This is a genomic window from Pseudonocardia asaccharolytica DSM 44247 = NBRC 16224, from assembly GCF_000423625.1.
In the GTDB taxonomy this organism is placed as follows: domain Bacteria; phylum Actinomycetota; class Actinomycetes; order Mycobacteriales; family Pseudonocardiaceae; genus Pseudonocardia; species Pseudonocardia asaccharolytica.
Genome location: NZ_AUII01000007.1, coordinates 15,472 through 38,336, shown reverse-complemented (window position 1 = coordinate 38,336; position 22,865 = coordinate 15,472). Strand labels below are relative to the sequence as shown.

Below are 22,865 nucleotides of genomic sequence, written 5' to 3'. Positions count from 1 at the left end.
AGGCGCGGATGGGCGCACACAGCCGGCGGCCGGGGCGTCGAGGTCACCTCGTGGCGCGGACGGCGGTGGTGGCGGTCGCGGTCGCGGTGGGCGGTTCCGTCCTGGCCGGTATCGGCGCCGCGCAGCCCGTCGCGCCCGGTCTGGTGCCCGGCACCCCCTGCACGCCGGCCGCTCGCGCCTGCGTCGACGTCGCCGGCCGCGTGGCCTGGCTGATCGACGGCGAGCGGATCGTGCGCGGACCGGTCCGGGTGCAGACCGGGGACCACGAGGACCCGACGCCGCGGGGCACGTACGCGGTGCAGTGGAAGGCCGAGCAGTACACCAGCCGCGAGTACCTGATCCAGATGCCCTATTCGGTGTTCTTCGCCCCGGGTGGAATCGCCTTCCACGAGGGCCGCCAGGACACGCCGTCGGCGGGTTGTGTCAAGCTGGTCCACGATGACGCGAAGGCATGGTTCGACTACCTCCAGGTCGGCGACGAGGTCCAGGTTAGGTAAACGTAACCACCGGCTTTCTACCCGGGGTAGAATGCCTGTTGTGCCGAGCCTGGGTGAGTTGGAACGCGCTGTGATGGACGTGTTGTGGGCCGCGTCCACACCATTGACCGCCCGCGAGGTGCAGGACGGGCTGGGGTCGCGGGAACTGGCCACGACGACCGTGCTGACCGTGCTGGGGCGGCTCGAGCGCAAGGCGCTCGTGACCCGCACCCGCGACGGCCGGGCACACCACTACCGGCCGGTGGCCAGCCGCGAGGATCATGTCGCCGAGCTGATGCGCGACGCGCTCGACGGCGCACCGGACCGCGGGGCGGTGCTCGCCCGGTTCCTGGGCTCCATCCCGCCCGACGAACGTGCTGCGCTGCGCGACCTGCTGGGTTGACCTGGGTTTCGTGCCCCGTGCCGTCATCGATGGAGCTGACCGCGCTGGCCTTGCTCGTGCTGGGTGTCGTCCTCGCCGAGCCGGCGAGCCGCGCGCTGGCCACCGCACGCTGGCCGGCCCGCGATCCGGTCGGGGCCCTGCTGGTCTGGCAGGCCATCGGCCTGGCAGGCGGGCTCTCGCTGCTCGGCGCGGGTCTCGTCTACGCGGTCGCGCCGCTGGGTGACTCGCCCGCGCCCGCGTTCGCCACGCTGGCCGACGCGGTCGTCGCGGGTCGGCTGCCACCCGAGGTGCGCACCGCACACGTGCTGGCTCTCGTCGCGACGGTCCTGCTCGGGATGCGGCTGTTCGTCGTGCTCGCCTCGGTCACCATCCGCACCCTCAAGGCCCGCCGCCGCCACCGCGACCTGCTCGATGTGCTGGCCACCCCGTGGCCCGACGCGCCGGGAACCCGGGTGCTCGACCATCCGCTGCCGGTCGCCTACTGCCTGCCCGGTCGCAGCTCCCGGCTCGTCGTGTCCGCCGGCGTGCTGGAGGTGCTCGAACCCGACGAGGTGCGCGCGGTGCTCGCGCATGAGCAGGCGCATCTGCGTGAGCGTCACGACCTCGTGGTGCTGCCGTTCGTGGCATGGGGCGCGACCGCCCCGTTCGTCCGCGGCATGGTGTGCGCGCAGCTGGCGGTGGCCGCGCTGATCGAGATGCGGGCCGACGACGTCGCGGCGGCCCGCGCGGAGCCCCATGAGCTGGTCGGGGCGCTGCGGGCGGTCGGCGGATCGGCTCCCGCCGCCGCGCTGAGCTCGTTCACCACCGCGCTGCACGCGCGGATCGGGCGAATCTCGGCGCCCCCGGAGCCGCTGGCGGCGCCGCTGCGGCTACTGGTGCGGGCGGTGGCGGTCGCGCTGGTCGCGGTGCCGACCGCGGTGCTGCTGCTCCCCGGGTAGCCGGCGGCCTCAGCGGGCGAGCTGCGCGTCCGTCGTCGCGAAGTACCCCAGCGTGCCGGCGATCGCGTCGCTGAAGCGGTCCAACGCGGTCCGGTTGAGGTTGTCCAGGCGGTCGCAGGCGGAGTGGTAGCAGGGGTCGAACACTTCCCCGGCCCGCCCGCCCCAGGCCCGGGCCTGCTCGCCGGTCTTGGTGTCGGCGTCGCCGGCAAGAACCCCGCCGGTCGGGATCCCGGCCTCGACGAACGGTTCGTAGTCCGAGCTTTCGTCGAACCGGGTCAGCTCGGCCGTGACCCCGGTCGAGGCGAGCTGATCGGCCAGCACCCGCCCGATGTCCGCCGACCCGGGCGGGCCGGACCTCGACGTCCGGCCGTCCGCGCTCCCCTGGACGAAGTAGCCGCCGTTGGGGGAGGCCACCATGTCCACGTTCACGTACAGCGCGATCGCGGAGCGCTCGGCATCCGCGAGTCCCTCGACATAGCCCGTCGAGCCGTAGAGGTCCTCCTCCTCGCCGCCCCAGAACCCGAACCGGATCGCATCGGCCACCGGTGGTGATCCGCCCAGCCGCACCGCGATCTCCAGCAGGGAGGCCACTCCGGAGGCGTTGTCGTTGATGCCGGGACCGTCGCGCACCGAGTCCAGATGTGCCCCGACCATCACGAGGTGCTCCGGGTTCCCGGTGCGGGTCTGCGCGATCACGTTCCGGACCGTGGCCGCGCCGCCGTCGTGCTGCCACATCCGGAACGTCGGTGTGCTCACCGCGAAGCCCGCGTCCCGCAACACCCCCGCGACGTAGTCGACGCTCGCGTCGTAGCCCGGGCCCGGGGACACCCGGGTCCCGCCGTTCTCGTCGGCGATCCGCTGCAGCGCCTGGGCGTGGGCGACGGCGCCCTCGCCCGTGACCTCGGCCTTCAACTGCGCGGACAGGGTGCCGTTGGGCTGCCCCGACGCGGGGCCGGGCGGCGCGCAGCCGGTCATGGCCGCCGCCGCGAGAACGGCCCCGATGACGGCCGCGGCCGCACGTGCTGCTGCCCGCATGTGATCCCCCAGTCGGCCGTCAGCCCGGCGGCGCCGCCGCCGCGAGCGGGCACGACGGCGGCGGACCATCCTGTGCGGCTCGGGAGGCGAGCGTCAAGGTTGTGGCCCGCGGGATGTCTGATATCTCCGGAAATCTCCGGACCAAATGTAATGCGAGTATCCGTCCATTTGCGGTGATCGCTGGCAGCGGAGCCATGGATCGTCGATCGGCGTCCCTCGAACGGCCGGGGAGGGGGACTGTCTGTGTGTCATGACATCGGCGGTATCAGGGGCCGAATGGGTGGTTGCGCGCCGAGGCCGAAACAATGCCGGGCGGCGCACCGACGGCATATGAGTCGGCGACGACGGACTGGGGTGATCCGCTCGCCGAAGAACGCCGTATCGGACAGTGCGGCGAGCCGGTCGGGTGGCCGGCCCGAAAGCCGCGATGGCCGCAAAGGTGACGACGGGACGGCGTGGGGGGAATGCGCCTGCTGCGCGGGCCCACGGGGGAGGATCGATGGCGCAGCCCGATGAACTCGAGGCCAGGACACGCCCGCGACTACGCGGGGACCTGCCGGGGTTGCGTCCTCCGCTTCGACCCGAGCCAGGTCCGCATGCCGGCCGACCCCGCATGCCGTTGCACAGGTATTTCGCGGATGTTCCCGCAGCTAATGCGGCACACGGTTGTTGTGTGCTTTTCCGGACATGTCAGGAAATTTCCGACCTCTGTTTCAAGGAGCTCCGGTGGTGGGAAAATCTGCCGAGGTCATGACGGCCGGTCTGGCTGACTCCTCGGCCACCCACAGCGGGTATGCCGGCCCTGCGACCGACACCGAGAAGACGCTTTCCGAGGTGCTGGCCGGCATCGTCCGCGTCGAGCGGGTGTCGGTGGTCAGCAACTTCTTCGACGATCTGGGCGCCGACTCGTTGGTGATGACCCATTTCTGCGCGCGGGTGCGGAAACGGGGGGGCCTGCCACCGGTGTCGATGCGCGACATCTACCGGCACCCGACGGTCAGGGATCTGGCGGCGGCGCTCGGGGACGCCGCGCCCGCCCCCGTCGAACCGCCGGCCCCGGAGCCGGTCGAGGCGACGGAACCGGCCGGCACGCTGCAGTACGTCCTGTGCGGGACGCTGCAGCTGCTGTGCTTCCTCGGTGCCCTCTACCTCGGCGCGGTGGTCAGCACCCTGGGCTTCGAGTGGGTCTGGGCCGGCCCGAGCCTGTTGGAGAGCTACCTGCGGGCGGTTCAGTTCGGCGGCGCGCTCTTCGTCGGCATGTGCACCCTTCCGATCCTGGCGAAGTGGCTGCTCATCGGGCGGTGGAAGCCGCAGCGGATCCGCGTCTGGAGCCTGGCCTATGTCCGGTTCTGGCTCGTCAAGACCTTGGTCCGGGCGAACCCGCTGCTGTTGTTCGTCGGTGGCCGGTCACCCACCAGCGCGACCTCGCCGCTGTATGCGCTCTATCTGAGGGCGCTGGGCGCCAAGATCGGCCGCGGGGTGGCGATCTTCTCCCGGGCCGTGCCGGTGTGCACCGACCTGTTGACCATCGGCGAGGGCACGGTCATCCGCAAGGCCTCGTCCGTCACCTGCTACCGCGCCCACGCCGGCCAGATCCAGACGGGCCCGGTCACCCTCGGGAAGGACGTGTTCGTCGGCGAGGCGACGGTGCTCGATATCGAGACCTCGATGGGCGACGGGGCCCAGCTCGGCCATTCCTCCACCCTGCACGCCGGGCAGGCCGTGCCCGAGGGCGAGCGCTGGCACGGATCCCCGGCGCAGCGCACCGAGGTGGACTACGCCGACCTCGCCCCGGCCCGCTGCGGCGCCCTGAGACGGGCGGCCTACGCCACCGGGCAGGTGCTGACCGCGTTGGTGATCGTCCTGCCGCTGGCGTTCGGCTTCCTGGGGATACTGCTCGATGAGACCCCGCGTAGTGGGTTCCTGGACGCGACGCCGATGGCCTTCACGTCCTGGACGTTCTACTACAACGCCCTGGTCCTCTCCTCGGTGTTCTTCTTCGGTTCCGTTCTTCTCGGCTTCCTCGTCGTGGTCACCGTCCCGCGCGTGCTCAACCTCGCCATCACACCGGACAAGGTCTACCGCCTGTACGGCATCCATTACTGGCTGCACCGGACGATCGCGTTTCTGACCAACCGCAACTTCTTCATGACCCTCTTCGGGGACAGCTCCTACATCGTCTACTATCTGCGCTGCATCGGCTACGACCTTTCCCGAATCGAGCAGACCGGGTCGAATTTCGGCACGATGGTGCTGCACGAGACCCCGTTCCAGGTCTCCGTCGGCAGCGGGACGATGGTCGCCGACGGACTGTCGGTCATCAATGCCGACTTCTCGAACACCTCCTTCCGCGTGTCCCGAGCGTCGATCGGGCCACATAACTTCCTGGGAAACCACATCGCCTATCCCGCGCAGAGCAGGACGGGCGAGAACTGTCTGCTCGCGACGAAGGTCCTGGTTCCACTCGACGGACAGGTCCGGAAGGATCATGGCCTGCTGGGCTCGCCCAGCTTCCCGATACCGCGCTCGGTCGAGCGGGACAGCAGGTTCGACCACCTGAAGAGCGGGGACGGGCTGCGCCGCGGCCTTGCCGCCAAGAACAGGTACAACCTGCGCACGATGGGCGTCTTCCTGCTGGTGCGGTGGGTCCACTTCGTCGGCATCATGCTCCTGGGTCTGGCACTGGCGGATTTCTACGGACAGTTCGGCCCGGAGGCGGTCGCCGTGGAGCTCTTGGCGTCCCTGCTGTTCACCATGACCTATTTCATCCTGCTCGAACGCGCCGTCGCGCGGTTCCGGGCCCTGCGTCCGCAATTCTGCTCGATCTACCAGCCCTATTTCTGGTGGCACGAACGGTTCTGGAAGCTCGTGATACCAGGATTCGACCTGATGTTCAGCGGCACACCGTTCAAGAACATCATCTCCCGGCTGCTGGGAGTCCGGATCGGCCGACGGGTCTTCGACGACGGCTGCGCCATGCCCGAGCGGACCCTCGTCGCCATTGGTGACGACTGCACGCTCAATGCGGGAAGCGTGATCCAGTGCCATTCCCAGGAGGACGGCAGCTTCAAATCCGACCGCAGCACGATCGGCGCCGGCTGCACCCTCGGGATCGGCGCTCTGGTCCACTACGGCGTGACGGTGGGCGACGGCGTGGTGCTCGCTCCCGGCTCCTTCGTCATGAAGGGCGAGGACATCCCCCGGTACGCGCGGTGGGGCGGAAACCCGGCCAGGGAGATTCGCGACAGCGTCGGCGCCGCACTGGTCAGGCGCACATAGCACGGCCCGACGGGGAGGGAGGCAAGACTCGATGGGGGTGCCAGCAGACGCCGGCCGGGAGTTCTGGCGCGGGATGCTCGTCGACGGCGGCTTCACCGCGATCCCCCGGTGGACCCTCGATCCGGTGCCGGGTGTCGCCGAGCACGAGACACCGATCCCCGGCGACCTCGTCGCGGCGGTGCGCCGGTCGACGCACGACACGGCGGGACCGCTGCGCTCGGTGCTGCTGACCGCGCACGCCGCGGTGCTCACCGCGCTGTCCGGCGAGCACGAGGTGACGCCCGGCTACGTCGCCGCGGCCGGCGACCCGCCGTTGCCCTGCCGGCTCACGACCGAACCCCGCACGTGGCGGGGGTTGCTGCGGCACGTCCGCCGGGCCGAGGCGCAGCTGCGCTCGTACCAGGACTTCCCGGTCGAGGATCTCCGGCGCGAGCTGGGCCGGACCGAACCGGAGTTCGAGACCGTGTTCGACCCGACCGGCGGCGACGGTGTTCTCCGCGACCTCGCCGAGGACATCGTGCTGTGGGTGGGCCTCGCCCACCGCGGCGGCCGGCTCGCGCTGCGGCTGCGGTACCGGACCGACGCGCTCGACGCGGAAGCTGCCGCCCGGATCGGCGGCTATCACCTCGCCGCGCTCGGGCTGATCGCCGCCGATCCGGACGCCGAGCACCGGCGGCAGAGCCTGCTGTCGGCCGACGAGCTTCGCTTCCAGCTCGCGGGGCTGGCCGGCCCGCGCCGGGAGCTGCCCGACCGCCGGTTCCACGAGCTGTTCGAGCGGCGGGTGCGGGCGCACCCGGACGCCGTCGCGGCCGTGCACGGCGAGCGGCGGTGGACCTACCGGGAGCTCAACGCCCGGGCCAACCGGCTGGGACGCGCCCTGCTGGCGCGGGGGCTGCGCCGCGAGGGTGTCGTCGCGGTGGTCACCGAGCGCAACCTGGACTGGATGGCCGCCGTCCTCGCGGTCTTCAAGGCCGGCGGCGTGTACCTGCCGATCGAGCCGCATTTCCCGGCCGACCGCATCGCGACCACGCTCTCGCGCGCCGAATGCGGGATCGTGCTGACCGAAGCCGGCAGCACCACCACGCTCGACAAGGCGCTCGACTCGCTGCCGGGAGTCCAGCGGCTCCTCGTGGACACCGCGTACGCGCAGCAGGGTGCCGACGGTGATCTCGGTATCGGTGTCGCTCCGGACCAGCTCGCCTACATCTACTTCACCTCCGGCTCCACCGGTGAGCCCAAGGGCGCGATGTGCGAGCACGCGGGCATGCTCAACCACCTCTACGCCAAGATCGACGATCTGGGGGTCGGCGAAGGGCGGGTGGTCGCGCAGACCGCACCCCAGTGCTTCGACATCTCGCTGTGGCAACTGTGCTCCGCGCTCCTGGTCGGCGGGCGGACCCTGCTGGTCGAGCAGGAGGCGATCCTGGACGTCGCACGGTTCGTCGACACGATCGCCCGTGGCCGGGTCGGCGTGCTCCAGGTCGTGCCCTCCTACCTCGAGGTCGTTGTCGCCTACCTGGAGGAGCACCCGCGCGAGCTGCCGGACCTGCGGTGTGTGTCGGTCACCGGCGAGGCGCTGAAGAAGGAGCTCACCCAGCGCTGGTTCGCGGTCAACCCCGCCATCAGGCTGGTCAACGCCTACGGGCTGACCGAGACCTGCGACGACACCAACCACGAGATCATGGACCGGGCGCCGGACTCCGACCGGGTCCCGCTCGGCCGGCCCGTCAACAACGTGGTCGTCTACGTCGTCGACGAGCACCTGTCGCCGGTGCCGCTGGGCGCACCCGGCGCGATCGTCTTTTCCGGGGTCTGCGTCGGCCGCGGCTACATCAATGATCCCGAGCGCACCCGGCTGGCCTATCTGCCCGATCCGCACCGCCCGGGTCAGCGGCTCTACCGCGGCGGCGACTACGGCCGCTGGCGGCCCGGCGGCACGCTGGAGTTCCTCGGCCGCCGGGACACCCAGGTCAAGATCTCCGGCTTCCGGATCGAGATCGGCGAGATCGAGAACACCCTGCTGCGGGTGCCCGGGGTCCGCGACGGCGCCGTCGTCGTCGCCGGGACCGACCAGGCCCGACATCTCGTGGCCTTCTACGCGGGCCGGCGGCCGATCGAGGTCGCCGTCCTGCGCGACCAGCTGGGCGAGTCGCTGCCCGAGTACATGGTCCCGTCGGGGTTCCACTGGCGGGAAAGCCTGCCGCTGACCGCCAACAGCAAGATCGACAGGAAGCGGCTGACGGCGCTCGCCCGCGATCTCGACGGCCGTGATGTCGCCGCGGAGGGCCACCTGGTCCCGAGCACGCCGACCGAGCGAAGGCTGGCGGCCGCATGGGCGAGGGTGCTGGGCATCCCGGCGGACCTGATCGGCCGCCGCGACGACTTCTTCGACCGGGGCGGCACGTCGCTGTCGGCGGTGCGGCTGGCGATCACCCTGGACCGTGCGGTGTCGCTGGCCGACATCACCCGGCACCCGATCCTGGCCGATCTGGCCGGGCTGGTCGACGGCCGGTCGCAGCGGCGCCCCGGGTTGCTGCAGGTGCTCTCGGAGTCCGGCGGCGCGCAGGCCGGTGCCCTGGTGTGCTTCCCCTATGCCGGCGGCAACGCGGTGAACTTCCAGCCGATGACCGCCGCGCTGCGGGGCGGGCCCGCGGTCTACGCCGTCGAACTGCCCGGCCACATCGTGGCCGGGCAGTTCGACGGCGCCGAGCGCGAGCCGTTCGCGCCGATGGCACGGGTGGTCGAGCAGGTCTGCACCGAGCTCACCGCCGAGCTCACCCGGCATGGCCTGGACGGGGTCGCATTGTGGGGCCACTCCTCGGGCGCCGCGTTCGCGCTCGCGACGGCCGGCGCGCTGGCCGAACGCGGGGTGGACGTCCGGCGGGTGTTCCTCGCCGCGCAGCTGCTCGGTGACGCCGCCGAGCGGCGTGCCGCCATCGCCGAGCTGACCGGGCGCAGCAGCGCCGAGCTCGCCGCGGAGCTCGCCGCGGAGCGCGGCTACCCCGAGCTCGGCGAACTGGATGCGCGGCGCGCCGAGCAGGTCGCTGCCGCCTACCGGCACGACTGTGTGTCCGCGCATCGCCACCTCGCCGACGCCCTGGACACCCCGCCCGCGGTGAAGCTGTCCGCGCCGGTCACGGTGGTCGTCGCCGCCGACGACCCGATCACCGCGGAGTTCCCGCGCCGGCACGGCGAATGGCGGCTGCTGGCCGAGCACGTCGACCTGCACGAGCTCGCCGACGGCGGCCACTACTTCCTGCGCACCCGCCCGGCCGCGGCGGCCAGGGCCGTGCTGCGCGCCCTCGAACCGTTGACCTCGTCCTGAGCACGAACCGGAAGGAAAGCGAGATGTCGTCCTCATCCCCGTCGCCCCTGCTCGAGGTGGACCTGCACGCCGGCAAGCCGCCGATGTTGCGGGCCGAGGCCACCGGCGACGCGCTGGGCTGGGCCGCCGAGCATCGGGACGCGCTGCGCGCCGCCGTCGCCGTGCACGGTGCGGTCCTGGTCCGCGGCATCGGGCTGCGCGACGCGGCCGAGATCGCCGCCGTCTTCCGGCGGCTGGCCGCCGGCCTGATGACCGAGCGGGAGGCCTTCGCCGCCCGCCAGACCTACTCCGACGGCGTGTACTCCTCCTCGAAATGGCCGCCGAACCAGCCGATGTGCATGCACCACGAGCTGAGCTACACGCTCGAGATCCCCGGCCTGATGCTGTTCGCGTGCCTCGAGGCGCCCACCGACGGCGGGGCGACCGGGGTGGCCGACGCACCCACCGTGCTCGACGCGCTGCCCGCCGAACCGGTCACCCGGTTCGAGCGGGAGGGCTGGCTGCTCGTGCGCAACTACAACGACGAGATCGGGGCGTCCTTCGCCGAGGCATTCGGCACCTCCGACCGTGGCGCCGTCGAGAGCTACTGCCGAGCGAACGCGATCGAGTTCGAGTGGCAACCCGACGGCGGGCTGCGCACCCGGCAGCGGCGCAGCGCCGTGGTGGCGCACCCGGTCACCGGCCGACGCTGCTGGTTCAACCAGATCGCGTTCCTCAACGAATGGACGCTGGATCCCGAGGTGCGCGAGTTCCTGGTGGACGTCTACGGCGCCGACGGGCTGCCGTTCAACACCTGCTTCGGCAACGGCGACCCGATCGGCGAGGACGTCGTGCGGCTGCTCAACGAGGTCTACGAGGCCCACACCGCGCGTGAACCGTGGCAGCCCGGCGACCTGATGCTCGTCGACAACATCCGCACCGCGCACAGCAGGGAGCCGTTCACCGGATCGCGCGAGGTGCTCGTCGCGATGGCCGATGCGGTGCGCGTGGCCGACTGCTCGCCGACCGTCGAGGTGACGGCTCGATGACCACCACCCGTTCCGCCGCATCGCAGGCCGCGGCCCGGGCGACGGGGCCCGAGCCCACCGCCGTGCCACCGTTCGCGGTGATCTCCGGGGCCCAGGTCCAGCGCGCACTGGCCGGGCGCGAGAAGCAGATCGTGGAGCTGGTCGGGGCCACCTACCGGCTGCACGGTGCCGGTGACTCGGTGAACCCCCCCTCCTACTTCCTGCGGTTCCCGGACCGCCCGTCCTCCCGGATCATCGCGCTGCCCGCCTCGATCGGGGGGCCGGTGCGGGTGGACGGCCTGAAATGGATCTCCAGCTTCCCGGAGAACGTGGCGGCCGGCATCCCGAGGGCCTCGGCCGTGCTGATCCTCAACGATCACGACACCGGCTACCCGTTCGCCTGCCTGGAAAGCTCGATCATCAGCGCTGCCAGGACGGCCGCGTCGGCGACGCTGGCGGCCGACTGGCTCAGCCGCGGCCGGCGCCGCCCGGCGCGCGTCGGCTTCTTCGGGGTGGGCCTGATCGCCCGCTACATCCACACGTTTCTCGCCGGCACCGGCTGGTCGTTCGACGAGATCGGCGTGCACGACCTGTCCGCCGATGCCGCCGTCGGCTTCCGCGGCTACCTCCAGCGGTCGGGGATCGCCCACCCGATCACCGTGCACGAGCGCGCCGAAGAGCTGATCCGCTCCAGCGATCTGGTCGTCTTCGCCACCGTCGCCGGTCAGCCGCATGTCAGCGACCCGTCGTGGTTCGACCACGGTCCGCTGGTGCTGCACGTGTCGCTGCGCGATCTCGCCCCGGAGATCGTGCTCGCCTCGACCAACATCGTGGACGACATCGAGCACTGTCTGAGGGCCGGCACCTCGCCGCATCTGGCCGAACAGCGCACGGGCAACCGGGACTTCGTGACCGGCACGTTGGACGACGTGATGACCGGTCGGGCGACGGTCCCGGCGGACGGCCCGCTGGTGTTCTCGCCCTTCGGCCTCGGCGTGCTCGACCTCGCGGTGGGCAAGTACGTCTACGACGAGGTGGCCCGCTCGGGCGAACTGCAGATCATCAACGACTTCTTCCACGAACTGAGCCGATACGGATGAGCCTATGACGGCGGAGCGGTCGACCGCTCCGCGACAGATGAGGAGGCGATGGTGCCAGTCATCTCCGTTCCACATGTCTTCAACGAGGAGGATCTCTACGTCGACCTTCGGCCGAGCTTCGGGCACTCGCTCTTCCTGAAATGCGAAGGCTTCAACTTCGCCGGCTCGATCAAGTTGAAGGCCGCGACCGAGATGGTGGAGGCCGCCGAGGTGGACGGGCGCCTCACCCCGGGGTCGGTCCTGGTCGAGTCCTCGTCGGGAAACCTGGGCGTCGCGCTCAGCATGATCGCGGCGAGCAAGGGCTACCGGTTCCTGTGTGTGACCGACCCGCGCTGCAACCTGTCGACACGGCGGCTGATGGAGGCGTTGGGCAGCGAGGTGCACGTCATCGCCGAACCGGACACCAACGGCGGCCTGCTCGGCGCGCGGCTCGCCCACGTCCGCGCGTTGTGCGCCTCCGACGACCGGTACGTCTGGCTCAACCAGTACACCAATCCGGGCAACTGGAGGGCGCACTACCGCACGACGGCACCGGCGATCGCGCGCCAGTTCCCGCGACTGGACGTGCTGTTCGTCGGGGCCGGCACCACCGGGACGCTGATGGGCTGCGCGCGCTACTTCCGGGAATGTCGCCGGCCGGTGCGGATCGTCGCCGTGGACAGCGTCGGTTCGGTGACCTTCGGTGGGGCGCCGGGCCGCCGGATGATTCCCGGCCTGGGCACGAGCGTCCCCCCTCCGCTGCTCGATGAGTCCTACGTGGACGATGTGGTGCGCGTCGAGGAGGCGGACACCATCCGGGTCTGCCATCGGCTGGCCAGAAGCGGGTTCCTGTTCGGCGGCTCCACCGGCACGGTGGTCAGCGGCGCGACGGGCTGGTTGGGCCGGCACGACGGGACCGAGCTCACCGCCGTGGCCATCGCCCCGGACCTCGGTGAGCGCTACCTCGACACCATCTATCAGAGCAACTGGCTGCAGGCCCTCTACGGCGAGGACGTGCTCAGCGCCGACGGGCTGGCCGCCGGTTCCCGGTACGTCGCCTGACCGGCGCCGCGCACCATCAACCGCACCGATGACCCCAGAAGCTGAACTCGGCTCGAGGTCAAGGCGGGCGAAGCGAGCGGGCCGGCCGGACCGGGGGGCGTAGCGTGGTCGGCGTGCCCGTCACACCGCCTTCCGATCTTCCCCGCACGCTCGGCGCGCTGTGCGCCTCCGGCCACGAGCAGCGGGGAGTCAAGACCGAGATCCGCGACAACCTGGTCACCGCGCTGCGTGCCGGCCGGGACCCATGGCCCGGGATCGTCGGGTTCGGCTCGACGGTCCTGCCGCAGCTGGAACGGGCCCTGCTCGCGGGCCACGACGTCGTGCTGCTCGGCGAGCGCGGCCAGGGCAAGACCCGGCTGCTGCGCTCGCTGGTCGAGCTGCTCGACGAGTGGACACCCGTCATCGACGGCTCCGAGCTGGGCGAGCACCCGTTCGAACCCATCACCCCGATCTCGATCCGCCGGGCCGCCGAGCTCGGCGACGAGCTCCCGGTGGCCTGGCGGCATCGCGGCGAGCGCTACACCGAGAAGCTCGCCACCCCCGACACCGCGGTGGCCGACCTCATCGGCGACGTCGACCCGGTCAAGGTCGCCGAGGGCCGGTCGCTGGGTGACCCGGAGACCATCCACTACGGCCTGGTGCCGCGCGCGCACCGGGGCGTCGTCGCCATCAACGAGCTGCCCGACCTCGCCGAACGGATCCAGGTCGCACTGCTCAACGTGATGGAGGAACGCGATATCCAGGTCCGCGGCTACACGCTGCGGCTGCCCCTGGACGTGCTGCTGGTTGCGAGCGCGAACCCGGAGGACTACACCAACCGCGGGCGGATCATCACCCCGCTCAAGGACCGGTTCGGCGCCGAGGTCCGCACCCATTACCCGCTGGAGGTGGCCGACGAGGTCGCGCTCGTCGAGCAGGAGGCCGACCCGGTCGCCGACGTGCCGCGCCATCTCCTCGAGGTGATCGCCCGGTTCACCCGGCTGCTGCGCGAGTCCAGCGCGGTCGACCAGGGTTCGGGGGTGTCGGCCCGTTTCGCCGTCGCCGCCGCGGAGACCGTCGCCGCCGCCGCGCTGCACCGGGCCGCGCTCACCGGGGAGCGCCACCCCTACGCCCGGCCCATCGACCTGGAGTCGGTGCCGGCCGTGCTGCGCGGCAAGCTGGAGTTCAGCTCCGGCGAGGAGGGCCGGGAGGACGAGATCCTCGAGCACCTGCTGCGCCGGGCGACCGCCGAGACCGCACGGTCCCGGTTGCGCGGGGTCGAGCTCGGCGAGCTCGCGGACGCCGTCGCCGCGCATCCGGTGCGCACCGGGGTACGGGTGCCCGCCGCGCAGGTCGTCGCCGCGCTGCCGGCCGTGCCCGCGCTGACGGAGGTCGCGATGCGGCTCGGTGCCGCGGGCACCGAGGATCCCGGCCCGATGGCCTCGGCCGCCGAGCTGGCGCTGGAGTACCTGTTCCTCACCCGCAAGCTGGCCAAGGACGAAGATCAGGACGACACCGTCAGCTACCGGTAGTCCTACCGCGGCGGGCCACCGCGGCCACCGGGCAGACTCCCGCCCATGATCCGACGCATGATGGTCCGGGTGCTCGCCGGAGCGGCCGCGCTGGGCGTGCTCTCCGGCTGCAGCGCGGCCGACCGGGCGGTGCTCACCGCACCCCGCTGCACCGACGCCGACGCCGCCCCGCTGCCCGTCCGGCATGCGCCGGGGCAGGTGGTCGCGTTCGCGCCGGCGTTCTCCACGCCGGAGGTCACCGGCCCGATCCCCGGCTGGGACGACGTGGTCTCCGTCGCCGACACCGGGCACACGGTCGCGGTCGTGCGCACCGACGGCACCGTGTCGGCCTACGGGCTGGGCCACCTCGGCTCGCTCGGTGACGGCGTGCGCGCACGGCACGTCGTCACCGCGCCGCGGTCGGTGCCCGGAATCACCGACGCCGTCTCGGTGCATCCCGTGGGCTCGGCGTTCGTCGTCGTCCGGGCCGACGGGACCGTGCTGATCTGGGGCGATGCGTTTCTCGCGAACGGCGGGGTGCGCGGCGGGGAGCAGGCGCAGCCGTCCCCGGTGCCGGTGCCGGGCGTCTCCCGGGTCGTCGACGTCGCGACCGGCGACCTGCAGGCGCTCGCGCTACGGACCGACGGGCGGGTCACGGGTTGGGGGATCAACCTCACCGACGTCCTCGGGGATCGGCAGGGCACGAAGGTCCGTACTCTGCGGGACCGCCCCGGGCTGGTGAGCATCGCCAACGCCGGCGGCGCCGGGATCGGCGCGACCGGGGCGGGCGAGGTGTGCGCGTGGGGAAACAACGTGCACGGTCTGCTCGGGGTCGAGCCGCGGGGCGGACAGACGCCCAGCGCCGTGCGGGTCGGGTCGCTGAGCGGGATCGTGCAGGTCGCCGCGGGGACCGACGTGGCGTTCGCCCTGGACGGCGCGGGCGCGGTCTGGGCGTGGGGACGCGGAGCGCAGGGGGTGCTGGGCGAGGGCGACACCTCCGACCATGTCTCGACGGTCCCGCGGCGGGTGCCGGGGCTGCCGCCGGCGCGGTGGATCGGGGCCTACGGGCTGACGGCCTACGCGATCGACCGCGACGGCGGGCTGTGGGCATGGGGGTCGGGGCTGGTTCTGGGTGACCTGGCGTCGGGGGCGGTGACGGCGCCGATGCGGATCGACCTCCCCGGCCCCGCGGTGATGGTGTCCGGTCACCACGCCCTGCTGGCGGGCTGACTCCGGCACACCCGCCGCGCCCCGCGGACCCGGGTGGTCTGGCCCCTCCCGGCGTAACGTGGACGAGGTGCGCAGGCGAGAACGGCGGGTACGGTACGGCCCCTACCTCGACGGGCCCGACCCGCTCGCCCCGCCGTTCGACGTCCGGGCGGCGATGGAGGAGATCGGCCGCGACGTGATGGAGGGTGCCTCGCCGCGCCAGGCGCTGCAGGAGCTGCTTCGCCGCGGGCACGACGGCCGGCGCGGCCTCGACGACCTCACCCGGCAGGTGTGGCAGCGCCGCCGCGACCTGCAGCGCGACAACCGGCTCGACGGCACGTTGCAGGAGCTTCGCGAGCTGCTGCAGCGTGCGCTCGACGCCGAGCGCGCGGAGCTGGCCCGCCGCGACACCGACGACGCCCGGTTCCGCGAGATGCAGCTCGACGCGCTGCCCCCGGACACCGGCGGGGCGGTCCGCGAGCTCGACTCCTACGACTGGCAGTCCGCTTCCGCGCGGGAGGCCTACGAGCAGATCCGCGACCTGCTCGGCCGGGAGCTGCTCGACCAGCGTTTCCAGGGCATGAAGGAGGCGCTGCAGAACGCCACTCCACAGGACGTCGAGCGGATCCGCGAGATGCTCGACGACCTGAACTCGCTACTGGCCAACCACGCCCAGGGCCGCGCCACCACCGAGCAGTTCGCCGGGTTCATGCGCCGCCACGGCGAGTTCTTCCCGGAGAACCCGCGCACCACCGACGAGCTGATCGACCTGCTCGCCGCCAGGGCGGCCGCCGCGCAGCGGATGCTCAACTCGATGTCGGCCAGGCAGCGCGCCGAGCTGGCCGAGCTGGCCCAGCAGGCCTTCGGCGACCCGCGGCTGGCGCAGTCCCTCGCGCAGCTCGACGCCCAGCTGCAGGGGCTGCGCCCCGGCGAGGACTGGACGGGCTCGGGCCGGTTCCGCGGGGACAACCCGCTGGGCATGGGCGAGGCCACCCGGGCGATGGAGGAGCTGGCCCAGCTCGACGCGCTGGCCGAGCAGCTCGCGCAGAGCTACCCCGGGGCCCGGCTGGAGGACGTCGATCTGGAGGCGCTGGAGTCCCTGCTCGGCGAGCAGGCACGGGTGGATGCGCACCGGCTGGCCGAGCTGGAACACGAGCTGACCCGCCAGGGCCTGTTCGAGCGGGCGGCCGACGGCTCGCTGCAGCTCTCGCCGAAGGCGCTGCGCAGGCTGGGCGAATCGGCGCTGCGCGAGGTCGTCGACCGGATCGGCGGGCGCCGCGGGGAGCGGGAGACGCGCCGCGCCGGTGCGGCCGGCGAGCCGACCGGGGCGACCCGGCCGTGGACGTTCGGCGACACCGAGGCCTGGAACGTGCCCCGGACGCTGATCAACGCGCAGCTGAGGCGGGCGGGCGGGGACGAGCGGCGGCTGGACGTCACCGACGTGGAGATCGTCGAGACCGAGCAGCGCAGCCGGGCCGCGGTGGCGCTGCTGGTCGACACGTCGTGGTCGATGGTGGCCGAGGGTCGCTGGCTGCCGATGAAGCGCACCGCGCTCGCGTTGCACCAGCTCATCTCCACCCGGTTCCGGGGCGACGACCTGTCGTTGATCGCCTTCGGCAGGCATGCCCAGACCGTCGAGCTCGGCGAACTGGTCGGGCTCGACGGCGCCTACGCCCAGGGCACGAACCTGCACCATGCGCTGCTGCTGGCGGGACGGCATCTGCGGCGGCATCCCGACGCGACCCCGGTGGTCCTCGTCGTCACCGACGGGGAGCCGACGGCCCACCTCACCCCCGGCGGGGAGGCGTTGTTCGACTATCCGCCCAGCCCCTACACGATCAGGGCGACGATCGGTGAGGTCGACCGGCTCACCGGGCAGGATGCGGCGTTCACGTTCTTCGTGCTCGGCGACGATCCGCGGCTGGCCGCGTTCATGGACGGCGTGGCGCGCCGCTGCGGCGGGCGGGTGGTGGCCCCGACCCTCGACGGGCTGGGCGCCGAGGTCGTCGCCGACTACCTGCGCCTCCGGCGCCGGTGAGTGTGTAACAGTGTTAGAACACTGTTACACACTCACCGGCGCGGTTGATCTGCGGGAACGTCGTGCAGCCGGTCGCCTGCGGCGAGGATGGTCGCGGCCAGCGCGCCCGCCGGGCCATCGGCGACAGGGCCCACGGTGAACAGCACGAAGTCGAACGACCCGAGCTCGGGCAGCCTGGCCCGCGACGGAGCCGGCACCAGACCGGCCGGGACCAGCGACTCGGCGTGCGCCCAGACCCCCAGCCCGGCCAGGGCGGCGGCGCGCAGGCCGCTGAGGCTGCCGCTGGTGCAGCTGATCCGCCACGCCCGCCCCGCGCCCTCCAGCGCGGTCACGGCCGCGGCCCTGGAGATGCTCGGCGGCGGGTAGGCGACCAGCGGCACCGGTTCGTCCGGGCCGAGTCGGGGCAGGTCGGGGCCGGTGACCCAGACGAACCGGTCGCGCCACACCCGCGTGCCATGCGTCTCCCCCGGGGCCCGCTTCCCGAACACCAGATCCAGCTCGCGCCTCGACAGGGCCTCCTGGAGGGTGCCGCTGAGCCCGACGGTGAGCTCGACGTCGACGAGCGGATGGCGCAGCCGGAACTCGCACAGGATCGTCGGCAACCGGGTCAGCACGAGATCCTCCGACACCCCGAACCGCAGCCGGCCGCGCACCTGCGACCCGCTGAAGTGCGCGAGCGCGCGTTCGGTCGTGTCGAGGATGTTGCGTGCGAAGTCCAGCATCGCCTCGCCGTCGGGGGTGAGGGCGACGCTGTGGGTGTCGCGGTCGAACAGCGGGCGGTCGGCCACCGCCTCCAGCTTGCGGACGTGCTGGCTGACCGTCGACTGCCGGACCCCGAGCCGCTCGGCGGCGCGGGTGAAGCTGAGCGTCTGTGCGACGGCGAGGAACGAGCGCAGCTGCACCGGATCGAACACCCCGCCCAGCTTATCGGGATCTGTGATGACAGTCAGTTCGCCGTGCGTGTTTCCGCATCGCCGTGCGGGGGCGACCATGGACGGGTGTTACGTCGCCTGCGCCTGGACCCGTACCTGCTGCTGTTGCTGGCCACCGTCGGCGTCGCCTCCCTGCTGCCCGCCCGCGGTGGCGCGGCAACCCTCGCCGGGCACGTCGTCACCGTCGCGATCGGCGTGCTGTTCTTCCTCTACGGCGCCCGCCTCGCCCCGCGCACGGCGCTCGCCGGGTTGCGGCACTGGCGGCTGCACGGCAGCGTGTTCCTCGCGACGTTCGTGCTGTTCCCCCTGCTCGGCCTGGCGGTACAGCTGCTGCCGCCGTCGATCCTGTCCCCGCACCTCGCGATCGGGGTGCTGTTCCTGTGCTGCCTGCCCTCGACGGTGCAGTCCTCGATCGCGTTCACCTCGGTCGCCCGCGGCAACGTCGCGGCCGCTGTGTGCGCCGCATCGTTCTCCAACCTCGCGGGCGTTGTGGGTACGCCGCTGCTCGCGGGCCTGCTGCTGGCCGCCCACGGCGGGTCCTCCGGACGCGCCCTCCTCGACATCGGACTGCAACTGCTCGCCCCGTTCCTGCTCGGCCAGCTGCTGCAGCCGTGGATCGGCGGCTGGATCGGGCGGCACCGCCGGCTGCTCGGCGTCGTCGACCGGGGCTCGATCCTGCTCATCGTCTACGTCGCGTTCAGCGCGAGCATGGTCGCCGGGATCTGGCGACAGCTCACACTGCCCGATATCGGTGTGCTGCTCGCAGTCGACGCCGCGGTGCTCGCCGTCATGCTGCTCGTCACCGTCGTCGCGTCGCGGGCGCTGGGCCTGGAGCGCGCCGACCGGATCACGATCCTGTTCTGCGGATCGACGAAGAGCCTGGCCGCCGGCCTGCCGATGGCCAGCGTGCTGTTCGCCGGGCAGCCCGTCGGCCTCGTCGTGCTCCCGCTGATGCTGTTCCATCAGCTCCAGCTCATGGTCGGCGCCGCGTTGGCGCCGCGGCTGGCCCGACGGGACGGGATTGCGGATGCCCGCCCCGTGGCGGTCGGGTAGGACCGGTGGTCGTGCGGGAATCCCGGGTCGGCTCACCACCGCGGTCGGCCCGTCTCGCCGTCGCCGCCACCTTCGCCGTCAACGGCTCCCTGTTCGGCTCGTGGGCGCCGCGGATCCCGGAGGCGAAGGCCGCGCTCGGACTCTCCGACGGCGTGCTCGGGTTGGCCCTGCTGGCGCCGGGGATGGGGTCGCTGGTCACGTTGCCGCTGGCCGGCGGGGTCGCGGCGCGGTGGGGGAGCGCGCGCACGACGCGCCTCGCCGTCGTGCTGTTCTTCGCCTCGGCGCTGCCGATCGCGCTGGCCGGCGGGACCGCGACGCTGTGGGCGGCGTTGTTCGGGTTCGGGATGGCGATGGGTGGCCTGGACGTGCTGATGAACGCCCAGGGGGTCACGGTCGAGCAGGCCTACGGACGGCCGGTGCTGTCGTCGTTCCACGCGGTGTTCAGCCTGGGAGCGCTCACCGGCACGCTGATCGGCAGCATCGCGGCCGGACGCGAGGTTCCGCTGCTCGTGCAGTTCCTCACGCTGGGTGCGCTGTCGCTGGCGGTGGTGCTGCCGCTGTCGCGAGCGTTCCTGCCCGACCCGGCCGTCCCCGACGACGCGCCGCCGGTCCCGGTGTTCGCGCTGCCCCGCGGACCGTTGATACCGCTGGCGGTCGCCGCGTTCGCGGTGCTGCTCGCGGAGGGTTCGACGGCGGACTGGTCGGCGGTGCTGCTGCGCGAGTCGCTGGGGGCGGGGGTGGTCGCCGCCGGCGCGGGGTTCGCCGCGTTCTCCGCGACGATGACGCTGGGCCGGCTCGTCGGCGACCGGGTGCTGGCCAGGCTGGGGCGGCGGCGCACCATCCGCTGGTTCGCGGGCGGTGGCGCGGCGGGGCTGGCCGCCGGGCTCGCGGTCGCCGAGGCGCTCGGCCCGGGACCGGCCGCGATCGCCGCCGTCGTTGTCGGGTTCACCCTGCTCGGCGCGGGCATCTCGGTCACGTTCCCCGCGCTGCTCGCGGAGGCGGGCGCCACCGGCGGCCGGGCCGCCCCGGCGCTGGCCGCGGTGTCCACCGGCGGGTACATCGGATTCCTGATCGGCCCGAGCGTCATCGGTGGGCTGGCCGAGATCATCGCGCTGCCGGTCGCCGTCTGGGTCATCGTGCTGATGGCCGCACTCCCTTTCCTGTGCGTGCGACCAGCGGATCCCGCCGACGGAGGCCGGCGGCGCAGATGATCAGCGGGTTCGGGCGGTCATTTCGGGCACCATCGATCCCATGGAGCCCGGGAGACCTGCCACATCTGCGGTAGCCGGCGCGACCGGACGGATCCCTCGGCGCTGGCCTGGGGCAGCGACCGGGACGACGAGGGACAGGTCCGCAGGCTCTGCCCCGGCTGCGCGCGCCGGTCACCTGCGCGATACCGGGGCGCGGCTGCCCGAGCAGTGGTGGTGACCCGTCCCGGACATCCGATTCGCGGTATCCACCGCGTAAGTTGGGTCGCATGCAATCCTGGGCTCCGGTCGACGTTCCCCGGCTCAAGGGCAGCGGCCCGCCGCTGCGCCTGCACGACACCGCCACCGGACTCGTCCGGCCCACCGCACCGGGGCCCGAAGCGCTGATGTACGTCTGCGGCATCACCCCCTACGACGCCACGCACCTCGGCCACGCCGCCACCTACCTGGCCTTCGACCTCGTCCACCGGGTGTGGCGCGACCTCGGTCACGACGTGCACTACGTGCAGAACGTCACCGATATCGACGACCCGCTGCTCGAACGCGCCGCCCGCGACCAGGACGACTGGGTGGTGCTGGCGATGCGCGAGACGGCGCTGTTCCGCGAGGACATGGAGGCGCTGCGGGTCCTGCCGCCCCGGCACTTCATCGGCGCGGTGGAGGCGATGGCGGAGATCGCCGAGCTGGTCGGCAAGCTGCTGGCCGCGGGCGCGGCGTATCGCATCGACGACGCCGAATATCCCGACGTCTACTTCGACTCCGCGGTCACCGGGAACTTCGGTTACGAGTCGAACTACGACGAGGCCACCATGATCGAGCTCTCCCGCGAGCGCGGCGGCGACCCGGACCGGCCCGGCAAACGACACCCCGTTGACGCCCTGCTGTGGCGGATGGCGCGTCCCGGCGAGCCGTCCTGGGAGTCCGACTTCGGCGCGGGCCGCCCGGGGTGGCACGTCGAATGTACGGCGATCGCGCTGAATCGGCTGGGTACCCAGATCGACCTCAACGGCGGCGGCTCGGACCTGATCTTCCCGCACCACGAGTTCGGCGCGGCGCACGCCGAGGCGCACACCGGCGTGCATCCGTTCGCCCGGCACTACACCCACGCCGGGATGATCGGCCTGGACGGGGAGAAGATGTCGAAGTCGCGGGGCAACCTGGTCTTCGTCTCCAAGCTGCGGGCCGCCGAGGTCGACCCGAACGCGATCCGGCTCGCGCTGCTGGCCGGGCACTACCGCACCGACCGGGAATGGACCCCGGCGCTGCTGACGCAGGCGCAGACCCGGCTGGCCCGCTGGCGCGAGGCCGTCGCACTCGATGCCGCCGAACCCGCCCACGACCTCGTGGCGCGGTTGCGCACCCACCTCGCCGACGACCTGGACAGCCCCCGAGCGCTGGCCGCGGTCGACGCGTGGGCGGCCGCGACGCTGGAGCGGCGCGGCGGCGACCGCGCGGCACCGGCCCTGGTCCGCACAGCCGTCGACGCGCTGCTCGGCGTCGCGCTCTGAACGCCGGCGGCGCGGGTCAACCGGCCGGCTTGCGGGCCACCACGAGATGCGTCGCGAACGGCGCGTCGAGCTCGCCGGTCGCGGTGAGGAACGATCGCCACACCTCGTGGGCACCGGCGCGGATCCGCGCGTAGGTCGCCGCGTCGAGCCGCTCGACCAACGGGGTGCTCTCCACCTCGGTCGTCACCGCCGCGTCCACCGATGGGAAGCGGTAGCGGCCGGTCACCGTGCGCACGGTCAGGTCGGCCAGCCCCGCGCCGCGGAGGAACGAATCGAGGCGCTCGACGTCGCCGCAGCGGAAGTAGGCGGTCAGCAGGTCGGCGGCGGCCGGGCCGACGTGCCCGGCGGCCATCGCGACGAACGGGGCGAACGCCTCCTGATCTGCCAGGGCCGCCGGGACGTCGATGCCCACGGTGCCGCCCGGCGCCGCGACCCGGACCATCTCTGCGACCGCTCGTTCGGGGTCCGGGACGAACATCAACGCCATCTGGCACAGCACCGCGTCGAACGATCCGTCCGGGAACGGCAGCTCGACCGCGTCGCCCTGGCACCAGGTGATGCCGGGACGCACCCGGCGGGCGACGTCGAGCATCGCCGGGTTGAGATCCAGCCCGGTGACGGCGCCGTCTCCGGCCCGGTCCGCGGCGAGCCGGGCGACGATGCCGGTCCCGCACGCCACGTCGAGGATCCGCTGACCCGGCCCGACGCCGGCGAGATCGAGCAGCGGCGGCACCCACTGGGCGAAGAACGCCGGGACGAACGCGGCCTCGTAGGTCTCGGCGGCCGCGGGGGTGAGCTGGAAGGTCTGGGTGGTCGTCTTCAT

Annotated in this window: 17 protein-coding genes; 14 read left to right on the top strand and 3 right to left on the bottom strand. The window is 72.4% G+C overall.

Features of this window, described 5'->3' with window-relative positions; all coding sequences use genetic code 11:
* Positions 1 to 50: 50 nt before the first annotated feature.
* Genes G567_RS0110310 through G567_RS0110300 form a run of 3 tightly spaced genes read left to right on the top strand, consistent with a single transcriptional unit; the run spans position 51 to position 1,817 of the window.
* Complete coding sequence (locus G567_RS0110310) at positions 51 to 497, top strand: L,D-transpeptidase (protein ID WP_245585613.1); 447 nt, start codon at positions 51 to 53, stop codon at positions 495 to 497.
* Between the two features lie 40 nt (positions 498 to 537).
* Positions 538 to 879 carry a BlaI/MecI/CopY family transcriptional regulator gene (locus G567_RS0110305; RefSeq protein WP_028929924.1) on the top strand — a complete coding sequence of 114 codons (342 nt, stop codon included), beginning with the start codon at positions 538 to 540 and terminating at the stop codon, positions 877 to 879.
* A gap of 17 nt (positions 880 to 896) precedes the next feature.
* Positions 897 to 1,817: a M56 family metallopeptidase gene (locus G567_RS0110300; RefSeq protein ID WP_245585612.1), complete on the top strand. Its 921-nt coding sequence runs from the start codon at positions 897 to 899 to the stop codon at positions 1,815 to 1,817.
* A gap of 9 nt (positions 1,818 to 1,826) precedes the next feature.
* Here G567_RS0110300 and G567_RS0110295 read toward each other — a convergent pair whose 3' ends face one another.
* Complete coding sequence (locus G567_RS0110295) at positions 1,827 to 2,852, bottom strand: M28 family peptidase (protein ID WP_037056716.1); 1,026 nt, start codon at positions 2,850 to 2,852, stop codon at positions 1,827 to 1,829.
* A gap of 726 nt (positions 2,853 to 3,578) precedes the next feature.
* Between G567_RS0110295 and G567_RS28005 the strand changes: the two genes are divergently transcribed.
* From G567_RS28005 to G567_RS0110255, 8 genes are all read left to right on the top strand, one after another.
* Positions 3,579 to 6,131 (top strand): Pls/PosA family non-ribosomal peptide synthetase, encoded by a 2,553-nt coding sequence (locus tag G567_RS28005; RefSeq protein ID WP_037056714.1) that lies wholly within the window; start codon positions 3,579 to 3,581, stop codon positions 6,129 to 6,131.
* A gap of 31 nt (positions 6,132 to 6,162) precedes the next feature.
* Entirely contained in the window at positions 6,163 to 9,456 is a 3,294-nt protein-coding gene (locus G567_RS0110285; RefSeq protein WP_028929921.1) for a non-ribosomal peptide synthetase, read from the top strand.
* Between the two features lie 23 nt (positions 9,457 to 9,479).
* The gene (locus tag G567_RS0110280) at positions 9,480 to 10,484 is read left to right on the top strand and encodes a TauD/TfdA family dioxygenase (RefSeq protein ID WP_028929920.1); all 1,005 of its coding nucleotides are present in this window, start codon (positions 9,480 to 9,482) and stop codon (positions 10,482 to 10,484) included.
* Positions 10,481 to 11,563: a 2,3-diaminopropionate biosynthesis protein SbnB gene (sbnB, locus tag G567_RS0110275; RefSeq protein ID WP_028929919.1), complete on the top strand. Its 1,083-nt coding sequence runs from the start codon at positions 10,481 to 10,483 to the stop codon at positions 11,561 to 11,563. The genes G567_RS0110280 and sbnB overlap by 4 nt, the downstream gene beginning before the upstream one ends.
* Positions 11,564 to 11,614: 51 nt before the next feature.
* A complete protein-coding gene (gene sbnA, locus G567_RS0110270; RefSeq protein WP_028929918.1) occupies positions 11,615 to 12,604 on the top strand; it encodes a 2,3-diaminopropionate biosynthesis protein SbnA in 990 nt (329 codons plus the stop codon).
* 113 nt (positions 12,605 to 12,717) lie between these two features.
* Complete coding sequence (locus tag G567_RS0110265) at positions 12,718 to 14,115, top strand: ATP-binding protein (RefSeq protein WP_028929917.1); 1,398 nt, start codon at positions 12,718 to 12,720, stop codon at positions 14,113 to 14,115.
* A gap of 45 nt (positions 14,116 to 14,160) precedes the next feature.
* Positions 14,161 to 15,324, top strand: a complete 1,164-nt coding sequence (locus tag G567_RS0110260) for an RCC1 domain-containing protein (RefSeq protein ID WP_028929916.1) — start codon at positions 14,161 to 14,163, stop codon at positions 15,322 to 15,324.
* Between the two features lie 67 nt (positions 15,325 to 15,391).
* Positions 15,392 to 17,341 carry a VWA domain-containing protein gene (locus G567_RS0110255; RefSeq protein WP_028929915.1) on the top strand — a complete coding sequence of 650 codons (1,950 nt, stop codon included), beginning with the start codon at positions 15,392 to 15,394 and terminating at the stop codon, positions 17,339 to 17,341.
* Between the two features lie 32 nt (positions 17,342 to 17,373).
* On the opposite strand, the gene G567_RS0110250 is transcribed toward G567_RS0110255, so the two are convergent.
* On the bottom strand, positions 17,374 to 18,255 hold the full coding sequence (locus G567_RS0110250; RefSeq protein ID WP_028929914.1) for a LysR family transcriptional regulator: 882 nt from the start codon (positions 18,253 to 18,255) through the stop codon (positions 17,374 to 17,376).
* An 84-nt stretch (positions 18,256 to 18,339) separates the two neighbouring features.
* Here G567_RS0110250 and G567_RS28000 point away from each other — a divergent pair, with 84 nt between their 5' ends.
* The 3 genes from G567_RS28000 to mshC all read left to right on the top strand — a co-directional run bounded on the left by G567_RS28000 (position 18,340) and on the right by mshC (position 22,042).
* The gene (locus G567_RS28000; RefSeq protein ID WP_037056707.1) at positions 18,340 to 19,326 is read left to right on the top strand and encodes a bile acid:sodium symporter family protein; all 987 of its coding nucleotides are present in this window, start codon (positions 18,340 to 18,342) and stop codon (positions 19,324 to 19,326) included.
* An 11-nt stretch (positions 19,327 to 19,337) separates the two neighbouring features.
* Positions 19,338 to 20,537: an MFS transporter gene (locus G567_RS27995; protein WP_147200907.1), complete on the top strand. Its 1,200-nt coding sequence runs from the start codon at positions 19,338 to 19,340 to the stop codon at positions 20,535 to 20,537.
* A gap of 266 nt (positions 20,538 to 20,803) precedes the next feature.
* Complete coding sequence (gene mshC / locus G567_RS0110235; protein ID WP_028929913.1) at positions 20,804 to 22,042, top strand: cysteine--1-D-myo-inosityl 2-amino-2-deoxy-alpha-D-glucopyranoside ligase; 1,239 nt, start codon at positions 20,804 to 20,806, stop codon at positions 22,040 to 22,042.
* Between the two features lie 16 nt (positions 22,043 to 22,058).
* On the opposite strand, the gene G567_RS0110230 is transcribed toward mshC, so the two are convergent.
* The gene (locus G567_RS0110230; protein WP_037056705.1) at positions 22,059 to 22,865 is read right to left on the bottom strand and encodes a class I SAM-dependent methyltransferase; all 807 of its coding nucleotides are present in this window, start codon (positions 22,863 to 22,865) and stop codon (positions 22,059 to 22,061) included.